12 protein-coding genes are annotated in these 12,555 nt (G+C 74.2%); 6 read left to right on the forward strand and 6 right to left on the reverse strand.

Going from position 1 to position 12,555, the window contains the following annotated elements:
* Positions 1-4: 4 nt before the first annotated feature.
* Both AQJ30_RS29305 and AQJ30_RS29310 read right to left on the reverse strand, forming a co-directional pair.
* Complete coding sequence (locus AQJ30_RS29305; protein ID WP_067239936.1) at positions 5-1,156, reverse strand: GGDEF domain-containing protein; 1,152 nt, start codon at positions 1,154-1,156, stop codon at positions 5-7.
* 111 nt (positions 1,157-1,267) lie between these two features.
* Entirely contained in the window at positions 1,268-2,068 is an 801-nt protein-coding gene (locus AQJ30_RS29310; RefSeq protein WP_067239937.1) for an enoyl-CoA hydratase/isomerase family protein, read from the reverse strand.
* 1,264 nt (positions 2,069-3,332) lie between these two features.
* Between AQJ30_RS29310 and AQJ30_RS29320 the strand changes: the two genes are divergently transcribed.
* A complete protein-coding gene (locus AQJ30_RS29320; RefSeq protein WP_245727180.1) occupies positions 3,333-3,857 on the forward strand; it encodes a hypothetical protein in 525 nt (174 codons plus the stop codon).
* On the opposite strand, the gene AQJ30_RS29325 is transcribed toward AQJ30_RS29320, so the two are convergent.
* Together AQJ30_RS29325 and AQJ30_RS29330 are read right to left on the reverse strand one after the other, a co-directional pair.
* On the reverse strand, positions 3,829-4,938 hold the full coding sequence (locus AQJ30_RS29325) for an adenylate/guanylate cyclase domain-containing protein (RefSeq protein ID WP_067239942.1): 1,110 nt from the start codon (positions 4,936-4,938) through the stop codon (positions 3,829-3,831). The genes AQJ30_RS29320 and AQJ30_RS29325 overlap by 29 nt on opposite strands.
* Positions 4,939-5,127: 189 nt before the next feature.
* Positions 5,128-5,994 carry a biotin--[acetyl-CoA-carboxylase] ligase gene (locus AQJ30_RS29330; RefSeq protein ID WP_067239943.1) on the reverse strand — a complete coding sequence of 289 codons (867 nt, stop codon included), beginning with the start codon at positions 5,992-5,994 and terminating at the stop codon, positions 5,128-5,130.
* A gap of 110 nt (positions 5,995-6,104) precedes the next feature.
* On the opposite strand from AQJ30_RS29330, the gene AQJ30_RS29335 reads away from it, so the two are divergent.
* The 4 genes from AQJ30_RS29335 (at position 6,105) to AQJ30_RS29345 (ending at position 8,808) form a co-directional block, all read left to right on the forward strand.
* Positions 6,105-7,718 (forward strand): acyl-CoA carboxylase subunit beta, encoded by a 1,614-nt coding sequence (locus AQJ30_RS29335; RefSeq protein ID WP_067239945.1) that lies wholly within the window; start codon positions 6,105-6,107, stop codon positions 7,716-7,718.
* A 9-nt stretch (positions 7,719-7,727) separates the two neighbouring features.
* A complete protein-coding gene (locus AQJ30_RS29340) occupies positions 7,728-7,937 on the forward strand; it encodes an acyl-CoA carboxylase subunit epsilon (protein ID WP_067239946.1) in 210 nt (69 codons plus the stop codon).
* Between the two features lie 89 nt (positions 7,938-8,026).
* Entirely contained in the window at positions 8,027-8,155 is a 129-nt protein-coding gene (mmpB, locus tag AQJ30_RS39875) for a morphogenic membrane protein MmpB (protein ID WP_281200972.1), read from the forward strand.
* A gap of 32 nt (positions 8,156-8,187) precedes the next feature.
* A complete protein-coding gene (locus AQJ30_RS29345; protein WP_067239948.1) occupies positions 8,188-8,808 on the forward strand; it encodes a nucleoside triphosphate pyrophosphatase in 621 nt (206 codons plus the stop codon).
* Here the strand turns inward: AQJ30_RS29345 and AQJ30_RS29350 are convergent.
* Positions 8,777-9,286: a hypothetical protein gene (locus tag AQJ30_RS29350; RefSeq protein ID WP_067239949.1), complete on the reverse strand. Its 510-nt coding sequence runs from the start codon at positions 9,284-9,286 to the stop codon at positions 8,777-8,779. The two genes, AQJ30_RS29345 and AQJ30_RS29350, sit on opposite strands and share 32 nt — an antisense overlap.
* Positions 9,287-9,678: 392 nt before the next feature.
* On the opposite strand from AQJ30_RS29350, the gene AQJ30_RS29355 reads away from it, so the two are divergent.
* Positions 9,679-11,454, forward strand: coding sequence for an acetyl/propionyl/methylcrotonyl-CoA carboxylase subunit alpha (locus AQJ30_RS29355; protein WP_067239951.1), 1,776 nt, complete (start codon positions 9,679-9,681; stop codon positions 11,452-11,454).
* A 104-nt stretch (positions 11,455-11,558) separates the two neighbouring features.
* Here AQJ30_RS29355 and AQJ30_RS29360 read toward each other — a convergent pair whose 3' ends face one another.
* Positions 11,559-12,503, reverse strand: a complete 945-nt coding sequence (locus tag AQJ30_RS29360) for a DeoR/GlpR family DNA-binding transcription regulator (RefSeq protein ID WP_281200973.1) — start codon at positions 12,501-12,503, stop codon at positions 11,559-11,561.
* Between the last annotated feature and the right edge of the window lie 52 nt (positions 12,504-12,555).

Consider the following 12,555-nt stretch of genomic DNA (forward strand, 5'->3'; position numbering starts at 1 on the left):
CGGGTCAGGGCCGCCCCCGGAAGCGGCGGCGCTCGGCGACGGTCCGGCCGTCGGGGGTGTCCGGCGCGTCCGCGAGGCGGACCACCGGGTCGTCGGGGCCCTCGCGGCCGGCGACCACGGGCCGCGCCGCGTGCTCGGCCTTGGCCCGGTACTGCGCGGCGTCCGCCAGCCGGAACAGCCGGCGGGCGGAGCGCACGGGGCCGACCGCGTCCCCGGTGGAGGCGACCCCGCAGGCCACGCCGTCGCCCAGTTCCAGCTCGCCGGCCCGGCGGCACAGCTCGTCGGCGACCTTCACCACGTCGTCGGCGGGCGGGCCGACGGCCAGCAGGCAGAACTCGTCGCCGCCGAGCCGGGCCGCGAGCGCGCCGGGCAGCATCGCCCCGCACAGCGACAGCACCGACCCGAACCGCTCCAGCAGCCGGTCGCCGACGGCGTGCCCGAGGGTGTCGTTGACCCGCTTGAGCCCGTTGAGGTCGCACACGACCAGGCTGACGACGGTCCCCTCCCGCCGGTAGCGCTCCACCGCCTCCTCCAGGCCCACGTCGACCGCGCGCCGGTTGGCGAGGCCGGTCAGGGCGTCGGTGAAGGCCAGCCGCCGCGCCTCCTCCAGGCGCTCGGTCTGGGCGAGGCCGGCGGAGACCACGGAGGCGAGCACGGTGGCGAAGTCGGCGTCGGCGCGGTCGAAGACCGGGGTGCCCATGGAGCGGGCGACGTACAGCTCGCCCCAGGCGCGGCCGTGCAGGACGATCGGGGCGACCACGCAGGACCCCCGGCCCCGGCGCCGCAGCGCCGCCACGCGCTGGTGGCAGTAGCCGGGCTCGCCCGCGGCCCCGCCGTCCGCGGTCTCCACCCAGGCGTTGGGCTCACCGCCGGTGATCCAGCGCTCGTGCAGGAACTCGGTGATCTCCGGGAAGCGGTGGACGGGGTACGCCTCGTCCTCCGGGAACTCCTCCTCGTCGGCGGCGCGGTCACCGACGTTCACCAGGACGCGCAGGAGGCCGAGCTCGCGCTCCCACACCGAGAGCGCGGCGAACGTCCCGGCCAGCGCGCGGCACGCGCCGAGGGCGGCCGCGCGCCAGGAGTCCCGGGGCGTGTGCGCCGCGGCCATCCCCTGCGCCAACGCCACCACGGCGGCGAGCCGTCTGTCGTCACCCATCCACCCAGGCTAGGGACAATCAGGCGGAAAGGTACGGAAAACGGTCGCGGACGTGGCGCATGGACCAACCGCGGGACCCCTCACCCTCGCGGGCGTTCCGGAGCGGTCTCCCTACTCCCCCGGCCACTGGGGCCTGCGCTTCTCGTTGAACGCCGCGACGCCCTCCGCGCGGTCGCCCGAGAACGCCACCGTGCGCCAGGCCGCGTCCTCCACCTCCAGGCCGGCCCGCAGGTCGAGGCCCTGGCCCAGGCGCAGGGCACGCTTGGCCGCGCGCACGCCGACGGGCGAGTTCCCCGCGATGCGGGCGGCCATCGCCAGCGCCTCCTCCCGGTCCCGGCCCTCGTCCACCAGCACGTCCACCAGCCCCAGCTCCCGCGCCTCCGCCGCCTCCACCCGGCGCGCGGTGAACACCAGCTCGGCCGCCCGGGCCGCGCCGACCCGCCGCGGCAGCAGCTGGGTCCCGCCGCCGCCGGGGAGCACGCCCACGGACACCTCCGGCAGGCCCACCACGGCCGTACGGTCGGCCACGATGACGTCGCACGACAGGGCCAGCTCGAACCCGCCGCCGAGCGCGTACCCGTGCACCGCCGCGATGACCGGTACCGGCAGCTCCAGCACCCCGGTGTACGCCGCGCGCGACACCGGCCGCTGCCGCAGCAGCTCCGCGTCGCTGAGGGAGTTGCGCTCCTTCAGGTCGGCGCCCACGCAGAACGCCCGCTCGTGCGTCGACGTCAGCACCACCACCCGTACGTCCCGGTCCTCGCCCAGCGCCGTGCACGCGCCGGCGATCGCGCGGGCCATCCCGGACGAGACGGCGTTCATGGCCTTCGGCCGATCCAGGGCCAGCTCCGCCACGTGCCCGTCCTCGTGCCGCCGCACCAGGACGAACTCCCCGAACCGCTCCTCGCTCATGACACCCTCCTGGTTAACGCCGGTTAACTGATCCGCTCGCCCGATCATCGCAGCCCGGCCCGCCGGGGGAAAGAGCAGACCGACACGCCGGGCGGCCCCGGAACCCGGGACCGACTACCCGTTCGAGTGACAAATCCCCCGGAGACCCACCCTTCACCCACACGAGCGCATAGCGTGCGTCCGCCACGGCGCACAGGTCCCGTGGAGGGGCGCGGGGGCGCGAACGCATCGGGGAGGGAACACGATGACGAACACGCCGGCACACACGACGGCCACGACATCGACCACGACGACGCGGCCCGCCGAGCCGCCCACGGACCCACCCGCACCGGCTCAGCCGACCGGGGCCGGGGGTGCGGGGCAGGCGGCGTCCGCGATAGCCAGGGCCGTCCAGGCCCGGCGGAATGCGGTGGCGCCGCCCCCGACGCCCGGGGACACGGCGCCGGCGGGTACCCCGGCCGAAACGGCGGCGACGGACCCGCGGCCCACCGCCGAGAGCCCGGCCCCGGAGCCGGTCCCGACAGCCACCGGCACCAGGTCGGCGGACACCGCCCAAACGGAAGCGGAGAAGCTCGCGCAGGACGCCGAGCCGACAGCCCACGCCCCGACCGAACCCCCGGCACCGGTGCCGCACCCGATGGCCATGGCCAGGGGCACGACCCGGTCGATGACGGCTCCCCGAGGAGCGGTGACCCCTCACCCGAAGCCCAAGAACACCGCTTCGGCGGGCAACCGCGCCGCGGCCGAGCCCACGACCCCGGCGCCGCTCCCGACGGCTCCCGCCAAGGGCACGGCCCCGGCGGCCACGGCCTCAGGGAAGACAGCGGCCCGGCGCCCGGCCGCCCCGTCGGAGGGCGGCACCCCGGCCCAGCCGAAGGCACCCCCGGCAGACGGCCCTAGGCCGTGTCCGCAAAGTCCCTCCCCCAGAGGGGGGACCCCCAGCCCCCCGACGCCCGGCACGCACTCTCGCCGCACCGGGCGAACACCCGAGTACGGCCAGTACGCGGGTGTCCGCCCGGCACGCCGAGAGCACGCACCGGACGCCGCAGGGCCCGCCCTCCGGGCGGACGACGGGACTTTGCGGACACGACCTGGAGGCGGCACGGCGACGCTCCCCGCCCAGGGAACCCCCCGAGCGGCAACAACGCCCCGCGCCCGCGCCGGCACCCCCGCTCCCCCCGCCCCCACGGACCCGTCCGTCGGCCGGGGTCGGCACCGGCGCCCCCGGCACCGGAAGGCCCTGCTCGCGGTCGGTGGGCTGCTCGTGGCCGTCGGTGTGCTGAGCCTCGTGCGGCTCGCCCCGGAGTCCGGGGTGGGGGGAGTCGGCACGGCGGAGGCCGAACCCCGTACCGACCACCGCTCGGCCACCCCCGCCGCCCCCGACCGCACCGGCGAGGCCACCGTCGCCGCCCGGCCCACCGCCTCCCCCACGGCCACCACACCGCTGGGCGGGCCCACCCCGGGCGCGGCGGCCGCAGCCGGCGGCAGGACGGCCCCCGTCACCGTGGTCCCGAGAAGCAGCGCGGCCGTGCACACCGGGGCTCCCGCCCCGCACCGGACACCCCCCGCGCCCGGCATCCCGCCGGCCGGTCCCGCCCCGACCAGCCACGCCCCCGCACCGCCGGCCACCACACCCCCGGCACCCCCGCCCGGCACCGCACCGCCCGCTCCCGCGCCCACCACACGGCAGCCCGGCCTCTGCGTGCCGCTGCTCGGGCTGTGCGTGGACCTGCTGGACGCGCCGCTGCTCCCGGGTACGACTACTCCGGGTCCGCTTCCCGTCGGCTGAGCAGCCACGGCTCGACCACGCCCAGGCCTCGTACCGGGCGCTGCCACATCGGGCGGAGCGCGAAGCGGTACGTCGGTGGCTCCTCGCCCTCCTTCTCGGCGGCCGCCGCCTCCTCGGCCGCCTCGGCCTCCGAGGTGGGCGCCTCCCCGGTGCGGATCAGCTCCTCCGCGAAGGCGCTGTCCACCAGCACCGCGTCCCGGGGCGCTATGGAGGTGAGCCGGGAGGCGAGGTTCACGGTGGTCCCGAAGACGTCGCCCATCCGCGTGGTGACGGTGCCGAACGCCATCCCGACGCGCAGCTCGGGCATCGTCTCGTCGTTCGCCATCGTCTCGATGAGCCGCAGGCCGATCTCGGCGGCCGTGCCGGCGTCGTCGGCGGCGTAGAGCACCTCGTCGCCGAGGGTCTTGATCAGGCGCCCGCCCCGCGCGGCGACGAGGTCGGCGGCCGTGGTCTCGAACGCCTCGACCAGCTCGCCCAGTTCCTCCTCCTCCATCCGGCGGGTCAGCCGGGTGAACCCGACGAGGTCGGCGAAGCCGACGGCCAGGCGCCGGTCGACCATCTCCTCGTCGTCGCCGGTCTGCACGACCCGGCCGGCCGAGGCGGCGAGCTGGCGGCGCCAGACGTAGACCAGGAACTCCTCCAGTTCGGGCAGGAGCAGCTCGACGATCGGGTACGTCACCTCGGTGCGGGTCATGCCCGGCTCGGGGGGCTCGGTCAGGCCCTCCAGGAAGGAATCGATCTGCCATTCCGCCAACCGGGCGGTGGTCTGCCCCGTGGACCGCGCCACCTGCACCGCCATGGCCTCGCTGAGCAGTCCCGCCTCGACGAGGCCGGCGAGCCGGCGCAGGGCCAGGACGTCGGCCTCGGTGAGGGCCCGGGCCTGGCCGATGTCGGCGAAGCCCATGGCCCGCCAGAAGCGGGACGCCAGTTCCATGGAGACGCCGGCGCTGCGCGCGGCCTGGAACGGGGTGTAGCGGCGCTCGGCGCCCAGGATGAGCTGTTCGAGGCGCAGTGCGAGCGGGTCCTCGCCCGCGTCGCCGGGCTGCGCGTCCGCGCCCGAGCCCGTGTCGTCGACGGTCACGCCTGCTGCCCTTCCGATCTACCGCGGTCAGGTATCGACCGGCCTCAACTCTACGGCAGGTGTGCGCCAGCTCACTCCGAGAGCCGGAGCGGGGGCCGTGGCCCGCTGTCGGGTACGGAACGGGCGGCGATCGCGTTCAGGGCCGCCCTCGTCCCACTGTCCCCGCTCCCCAGGGGGGTGTCTCGTCGATCAGGCCGGCCGCAGGTGGACGATGTCGCCCGCGCCCACCGGCTCCCGCAGGCCGTCCGGCGTCGCCAGGACCAGGCGGCCGTCGCCGTCGACCGCGATCGCCTCGCCGACCACCGACCGGTCCCCGGGCAGCTCCGCCCGCACCGTGCGGCCCAGCGTCGCGCAGCCCGCCGCGTACGTCTCCTGCACGCCGCTGGGGCCGGGGTCGCCGTCGGCCGCGCGCCAGCGCCCGTACCAGTCCTCCAGGGACCGCAGGACGGCCCGCAGCAGCGGGTCCCGGTCCGTGGTGACCGCTCCGGCCAGCGCGAGGGAGCCGGCCTGCGGCACGGGCAGTTCCCCGGCGCGCAGGGAGACGTTCACGCCGACGCCGACGACCACCCCGTCGGGGCCGGCCCGCTCCGCGAGAATGCCGCCGGCCTTGCGCTCCTCGCCGCCGACGGTCACCAGCAGGTCGTTGGGCCACTTCAGGGCCGTGTCGACGCCGGCCGCCCGGGACAGGCCCGTCGCCACGGCGACCCCGGTCAGCAGCGGCAGCCAGCCCCAGCGGGCCACCGGCACCTCGGCCGGGCGCAGGTACACGGAGAAGAACAGCCCCGAGCGGGCCGGCGCCGACCAGCGGCGGTCCAGACGGCCCCGGCCCGCCGTCTGCTCCTCGGCGACCAGGACCGCGCCCTCGGCCGCCGTCCCGGCCGCGACCCGCGCCACCAGGTCGCTGTTGGTGGAGCCGGTGCGCTGGACCACCTCGATCCCGGACCACAGCCCGCCCTCGCGGACGAGGCCCCGGCGCAGGGCCGTCACGCCGAGGGGCGGGCGTTCGAGGTCGGACCACCGGCTGCTGTTCGCGTCTGCTGCATCTCGCGGCGTCATGCAAGCCACCCTAGGTGTGGTAAACGCCGCACTGCCGATCCGGAGGGCCACCACTACGCTACGGATGAGTAACCGTCCCCCCTTTTGAGCAGGCAGGGAGCCGCATCCCGATGTCCGAGCCGGAAGAGCGTCACGAGATCCAAGGGATCGACATCCACACGACCGCGGGCAAGCTCGCGGACCTCCAGCGCCGGATCGAGGAGGCGACGCACGCCGGCTCCGCACGCGCCGTCGAGAAGCAGCACGCCAAGGGCAAACTGACGGCCCGTGAGCGCATCGAACTCCTCCTGGACGAGGATTCGTTCGTGGAGCTGGACGAGTTCGCCCAGCACCGCTCCACCCACTTCGGCCTGGAGCGCAACCGGCCCTACGGCGACGGCGTGGTCACCGGCTACGGCACCGTCGACGGCCGTCCCGTCGCCGTGTTCTCGCAGGACTTCACCGTCTTCGGCGGCGCGCTGGGCGAGGTCTACGGCCAGAAGATCGTCAAGGTCATGGACTTCGCGCTGAAGACCGGCTGCCCGGTCATCGGCATCAACGACTCCGGCGGCGCCCGCATCCAGGAGGGCGTGGCCTCGCTGGGCGCGTACGGCGAGATCTTCCGCCGCAACACCCACGCCTCGGGCGTGATCCCGCAGATCAGCCTGGTCGTCGGCCCGTGCGCGGGCGGTGCGGTGTACTCCCCCGCGATCACCGACTTCACGGTCATGGTCGACCAGACGTCCCACATGTTCATCACCGGCCCCGACGTCATCAAGACCGTCACCGGCGAGGACGTCGGCTTCGAGGAGCTGGGCGGCGCCCGCACCCACAACGCGGTCTCCGGCGTGGCCCACCACATGGCGGGCGACGAGAAGGACGCCATCGAGTACGTCAAGCAGCTGCTGAGCTACCTGCCGTCCAACAACCTCTCCGAGGCGCCGGTCTTCCCGGAGGAGGCCGACCTCTCGGTCACCGACGAGGACCGCGAGCTGGACACCCTCGTGCCGGACAGCGCGAACCAGCCGTACGACATGCACACGGTGATCGAACACGTCCTGGACGACGCCGAGTTCTTCGAGACCCAGCCGCTGTTCGCGCCGAACATCCTGACCGGCTTCGGCCGGGTGGAGGGCCAGCCGGTCGGCGTGGTCGCCAACCAGCCGATGCAGTTCGCCGGCTGCCTGGACATCACCGCGTCGGAGAAGGCCGCCCGGTTCGTGCGCACCTGCGACGCGTTCAACATCCCCGTGCTGACCTTCGTCGACGTGCCCGGCTTCCTGCCCGGCGTCGGCCAGGAGCACGACGGCATCATCCGCCGCGGCGCCAAGCTGATCTACGCCTACGCCGAGGCCACCGTCCCGCTGATCACCGTGATCACCCGCAAGGCCTTCGGCGGGGCCTACGACGTGATGGGCTCCAAGCACCTGGGCGCCGACCTCAACCTGGCCTGGCCGACCGCCCAGATCGCCGTCATGGGCGCCCAGGGCGCCGTCAACATCCTGCACCGGCGCACCCTCGCCGAGGCCGAGGCGAACGGCGAGGACGTCGAGGCGGTGCGGGCCCGGCTGATCCAGGAGTACGAGGACACCCTCCTCAACCCCTACGTCGCGGCCGAGCGCGGCTACGTCGACGCCGTGATCATGCCGTCCGACACGCGCCGCCAGGTCGTCCGCGGCCTGCGCCAGCTGCGCACCAAGCGCGCGTCCCTGCCCCCCAAGAAGCACGGCAACATCCCCCTTTAAGGAGTCGCTGTGACCATCAAGGTCGTCCGGGGCAACCCGACCCCCGAGGAGCTCGCCGCCGCCCTGGCGGTGGTCCGGGCCCGCGCCGCCGCGGCAGCGGCACAGCCGAGCGGCGCGGAACCCCCGAGGGCCGCGTGGTCCGACCCGTCCCGCATCGCCCACCGCCGCGTCCCCCGCCCCGGCCCCACGTCCTGGAGCCGCACGTACTGGCCGGGCTAGGCCTGCCCCCCCCCCGGCCCCCCGGCTCCCCGGCGAGTTGAGTACGCGTACTCAGGCGCGAGCCCGCCCGGAGGGCGCACGCTGGGGGAATGCTGTGGCAAGACCGCGACGACGAGCCGCCGAAGGAACTGCGCGACACGCAGGACATGCTTCGGCGGCTCGGCTTCCTCATGGCCCTGGCCATGTTCCTGATCATGATCGTGATCGGTCTCAGGTGAGCCGGACGGCCGACGCTGACTAACCTGATCGCATGACCGAGATGCACCGCAGGCGACTCGTGCTCGCCTCCCAGTCCCCCGCCCGGCTGGGCCTGCTGCGCCAGGCCGGTTTCGCTCCCGAGGTGATCGTCAGCGGGGTCGACGAGGACGCCGTCAGCGCCCCGAGCCCCGCCGAGCTGGCCCTGGCCCTGGCCGAGGCGAAGGCGTCCGTCGTGGCCGCCCGCCCGGACGTGAAGGGCGCCCTGGTGATCGGCTGCGACTCGGTGCTGGACCTGGACGGCCAGGCGCTCGGCAAGCCCGCCGACGCCGAGGAGGCGACCGCCCGCTGGAAGGCGATGCGCGGCCGCGCGGGCACCCTGCAGACCGGGCACTGCGTCTACGACACGACGAGCGGACGGTACGCCTCCGCCACCGCGTCCACGGTCGTGCACTTCGGCGACCCCACGGACGAGGAGATCGCCGCCTACGTCGCCTCGGGCGAACCCCTCCACGTCGCCGGGGCGTTCACCCTCGACGGCCGTTCGGCGCCGTTCGTGGACCGCATCGACGGCGACCACGGCAACGTGATCGGGCTGAGCCTGCCCCTGCTGCGCCGGCTGCTCGCGCAGCTCGGCGTGGGCATCACGGAGTTGTGGGCGCCGGCGGAGGACTGACCGGGGAGCCGCCGTCGCCCCGGGGGTCCCCGGGGCCCGCGGGCGCGTCCTGGGGCCCCGCGGGGCCACCCGGGGCCGCTCCGGCCGCGGGACGGTCGTACGTCATCAGGAGCAGCACGATGAGGGCGAGGACGACGACCATGTACAGGAACGCCGGCCAGCCCATCAGGCTCCAGGCGAAGGCGCCCAGCAGGGCGTGCACCACGGCGGCGCTGACGAGCAGGACCCGCCCGAGGCCGGCCGGCGGGCGGTCGCGGACCGCGACGAGCAGGGCGACCAGCCCGCAGGCGGCGAAGTAGAGGCCGAAGACCACGCCGCCGATCTTGGACGACGTCGACATGGTGTCCGGGTCGAGGCCGGCCAGGGACATGTCCTGGCGGTCGACGACCACCCCGAGGAACCAGTTCACCGCGGCGATGCCGAGCGCCTCCAGCAGGAGGACGACCGCCACGATCCACGCCACCGGCCTGCGCACCACCGGTCCCCACCCACTTCCGAGCCGTCCGCGCCCTCCGGCGCCCTTCGAGCAGAACTCCTGTTACCCCAAGTACGTTCGAGACAGCGTGAACGCTACTAACGGGTAAACCGGGGGACAAGACTTGCGGCGCGGGCAAAGAATCATTGGGCCATTCGTAGGGACTCCACAAAGAAACAGAGTGGGCCGCAGCACGCTCTCACAGAGACCTTGGCCACACGGGGAGGCTAGGGTTTGCCCGAGGAGTCCTGCGTATCGCCGTACTACAAGGGATTTCGGGGGTCGAGCGAGCCTCGCATCACGCTCCGTGTGGGCAAGCTCACCTTTGGGGACGACTCGTAGTGCCGTGTCGGCAGTCCCTAAACTCGGCTTGTTTCAAGGAGGGAGCCTCAATCGTGCGCAAGGTGCTCATCGCCAACCGTGGCGAAATCGCAGTCCGCGTGGCCCGGGCCTGCCGGGATGCCGGTATCGCGAGCGTGGCCGTCTACGCCGACCCGGACCGGGACGCTCTGCATGTCCGCGCCGCGGATGAGGCGTTCGCCCTGGGCGGTGACACTCCGGCGACCAGTTATCTGGTGATCGACAAGATCCTGGACGCCGCCCGGGAATCCGGCGCGGACGCCATCCATCCGGGCTACGGCTTCCTCTCGGAGAACGCCGAGTTCGCCCAGGCGGTCCTCGACGCGGGCCTGATCTGGATCGGCCCGCCCCCGCAGGCCATCCGCGACCTCGGCGACAAGGTCGCCGCCCGGCACATCGCCCAGCGCGCCGGCGCGCCGCTGGTCGCCGGCACCCCCGACCCGGTCTCCGGCGCGGAGGAGGTCGTCGCCTTCGCCAAGGAGCACGGCCTGCCCATCGCGATCAAGGCCGCCTTCGGCGGCGGCGGCCGCGGCCTGAAGGTCGCCCGCACCCTGGAGGAGGTCCCGGAGCTGTACGACTCCGCGGTGCGCGAGGCGGTGGCCGCGTTCGGCCGCGGCGAGTGCTTCGTGGAGCGCTACCTGGACCGCCCCCGGCACGTGGAGACCCAGTGCCTCGCCGACAAGCACGGCAACGTGGTCGTCGTCTCCACCCGTGACTGCTCGCTGCAGCGCCGCCACCAGAAGCTCGTCGAGGAGGCGCCCGCGCCGTTCCTGAGCGAGGAGCAGGTCGCGGAGCTGTACCGCGCCTCCAAGGCGATCCTGAAGGAGGCCCACTACGAGGGCGCGGGGACCTGCGAGTTCCTCGTCGGCCAGGACGGCACGATCTCCTTCCTGGAGGTCAACACCCGTCTGCAGGTCGAGCACCCGGTGACCGAGGAGGTCGCCGGCATCGACCTGGTGCGCGAGATGTTCCGCATCGCCGACGGCGAGGAGCTCGGCTACGGCGACCCCGAACTGCGCGGCCACTCCTTCGAGTTCCGCATCAACGGCGAGGACCCGGGCCGCAACTTCCTGCCGGCCCCCGGCACGGTCACCCGGTTCGAGGCCCCGTCCGGCCCGGGCGTGCGCCTGGACGCGGGCGTGGAGTCCGGCTCCGTGATCGGCCCCGCCTGGGACTCCCTGCTGGCCAAGCTGATCGTCAGCGGCCGCACCCGCAAGGAGGCCCTGGAGCGGGCGGCCCGCGCGCTGGACGAGTTCCAGGTCGAGGGCATGGCCACCGCCATCCCGTTCCACCGCACGGTGGTCCGCGACCCGGCGTTCGCCCCGGAACTGACCGGTTCCCAGGATCCGTTCACGGTGCACACCCGGTGGATCGAGACCGAGTTCGTCAACGACATCAAGCCCTTCACCGCGCCGGCCGACGCCGAGGCGGACGAGGAGGCGGCCGGGCGCGAGACGGTCGTCGTCGAGGTCGGCGGCAAGCGCCTGGAGGTCTCCCTCCCGTCGTCCCTGGGCATGAGCCTGGCCCGCACCGGTCTGGCGGCCGGCGCCAAGCCCAAGCGCCGCGCGGCCAAGAAGTCCGGCCCCGTCGCCTCCGGCGACACCCTCGCCTCCCCCATGCAGGGCACCATCGTCAAGGTGGCCGTGGAGGAGGGCCAGGAGGTCAAGGAGGGCGACCTGGTGGTCGTCCTGGAGGCCATGAAGATGGAGCAGCCCCTCAACGCCCACAAGAGCGGCACCATCAAGGGCCTCAGCGCCGAGATCGGCGCCTCGGTGACGTCGGGCGCGGCGATCTGCGAGATCGCCGACTGATCCGCCCGCACCCCGCTCACGGTTCCCCGCGTCCTCCCCAGGGCGCGGGGAACCGCGCGTTCGGGGTGAGGCGCCGTCCGGACGTCCGGCGCCCTCCCGGCGGGTCAGCGGCGGCGCATGTCCGCGACGCGGGCCCGTTCCTGGGGGGCCGGCTGGTCGCGGTCCCGCTCGCCCAGGGCGGTGGCGGCGCGGAGTCCCGGGCCGCGGCGCGGCGCGGGCAGGGGCACGTCCTGGCGGTGCCGGCGGGTCGCCGGGCCGCCGTCACCGCCCTGGCTGCCGTTTCCCGACGGGGTGGCCCCCGCCACGGCGATCTGGACGCCCTGGTCGGCCAGGGCCTGGAGCTCGGTCTGGGCCCGGTCGTCGTGCGCCGGGGGCTCGTCCGTCACCAGGCGGGTGATGAGGTCCGTCGGCACGGTCTGGAACATGGTGTCGGTGCCCAGCTTGGTGTGGTCGGCGAGGACCACGACCTCCGCGGCGGCCTGCACGAGCGCGCGGTCCACCGAGGCGGAGAGCATGTTGGACGTGGACAGGCCGCGCTCGGCGGTCAGACCGCTGCCCGACAGGAAGGCCCGGGACACCCGCAGTCCCTGCAGGGACTGTTCGGCCCCGCTGCCGACGAGGGCGTAGTTGGAGCCGCGCAGGGTGCCGCCGGTCATCACGACCTCGACGCGGTTGGCGTGGGCCAGGGCCTGGGCCACCAGCAGGGAGTTGGTGACGACGGTCAGCCCGGGGACGCGGGCCAGCCGGCGCGCGAGCTCCTGGGTGGTGGTCCCCGCCCCGACCACGATGGCCTCGCCCTCTTCGACGAAGGTGGCGGCGAGGTCGGCGATGGCCGTCTTCTCGGCGGTCGCGAGATGGGACTTCTGCGGAAAGCCGGACTCCCGCGTGAACCCGCCCGGCAGTACCGCACCGCCGTGCCGGCGGTCGAGGAGTCCTTCTGCCTCCAGTGCGCGCACGTCCCGCCGTACGGTCACTTCGGAGGTCTGGACGACGCGGGCGAGCTCCCGGAGCGATACGGCCCCGTTCGCGCGCACCATTTCGAGGATCAATTGACGACGTTCTGCAGCGAACACGAAACTGACAGTAACGCGGGCGACCGTC

Origin of the sequence: Streptomyces longwoodensis (genome assembly GCF_001514125.1) — a bacterium.
Classification (GTDB): Bacteria; Actinomycetota; Actinomycetes; order Streptomycetales; family Streptomycetaceae; genus Streptomyces; species Streptomyces longwoodensis.

Excerpts from the sequence above, each read along its gene's own strand:
- AQJ30_RS29305 (WP_067239936.1), bottom strand. The coding sequence starts at position 1,156 with ATGGGTGACGACAGACGGCTCGCCGCCGTGGTGGCGTTGGCGCAGGGG.
- AQJ30_RS29310 (WP_067239937.1), bottom strand. The coding sequence starts at position 2,068 with ATGAGCGAGGAGCGGTTCGGGGAGTTCGTCCTGGTGCGGCGGCACGAG.
- AQJ30_RS29330 (WP_067239943.1), bottom strand. The coding sequence starts at position 5,994 with ATGACGCCGCGAGATGCAGCAGACGCGAACAGCAGCCGGTGGTCCGAC.
- AQJ30_RS29335 (WP_067239945.1), top strand. The coding sequence starts at position 6,105 with ATGTCCGAGCCGGAAGAGCGTCACGAGATCCAAGGGATCGACATCCAC.
- mmpB (WP_281200972.1), top strand. The coding sequence starts at position 8,027 with ATGCTGTGGCAAGACCGCGACGACGAGCCGCCGAAGGAACTGCGCGAC.
- AQJ30_RS29345 (WP_067239948.1), top strand. The coding sequence starts at position 8,188 with ATGACCGAGATGCACCGCAGGCGACTCGTGCTCGCCTCCCAGTCCCCC.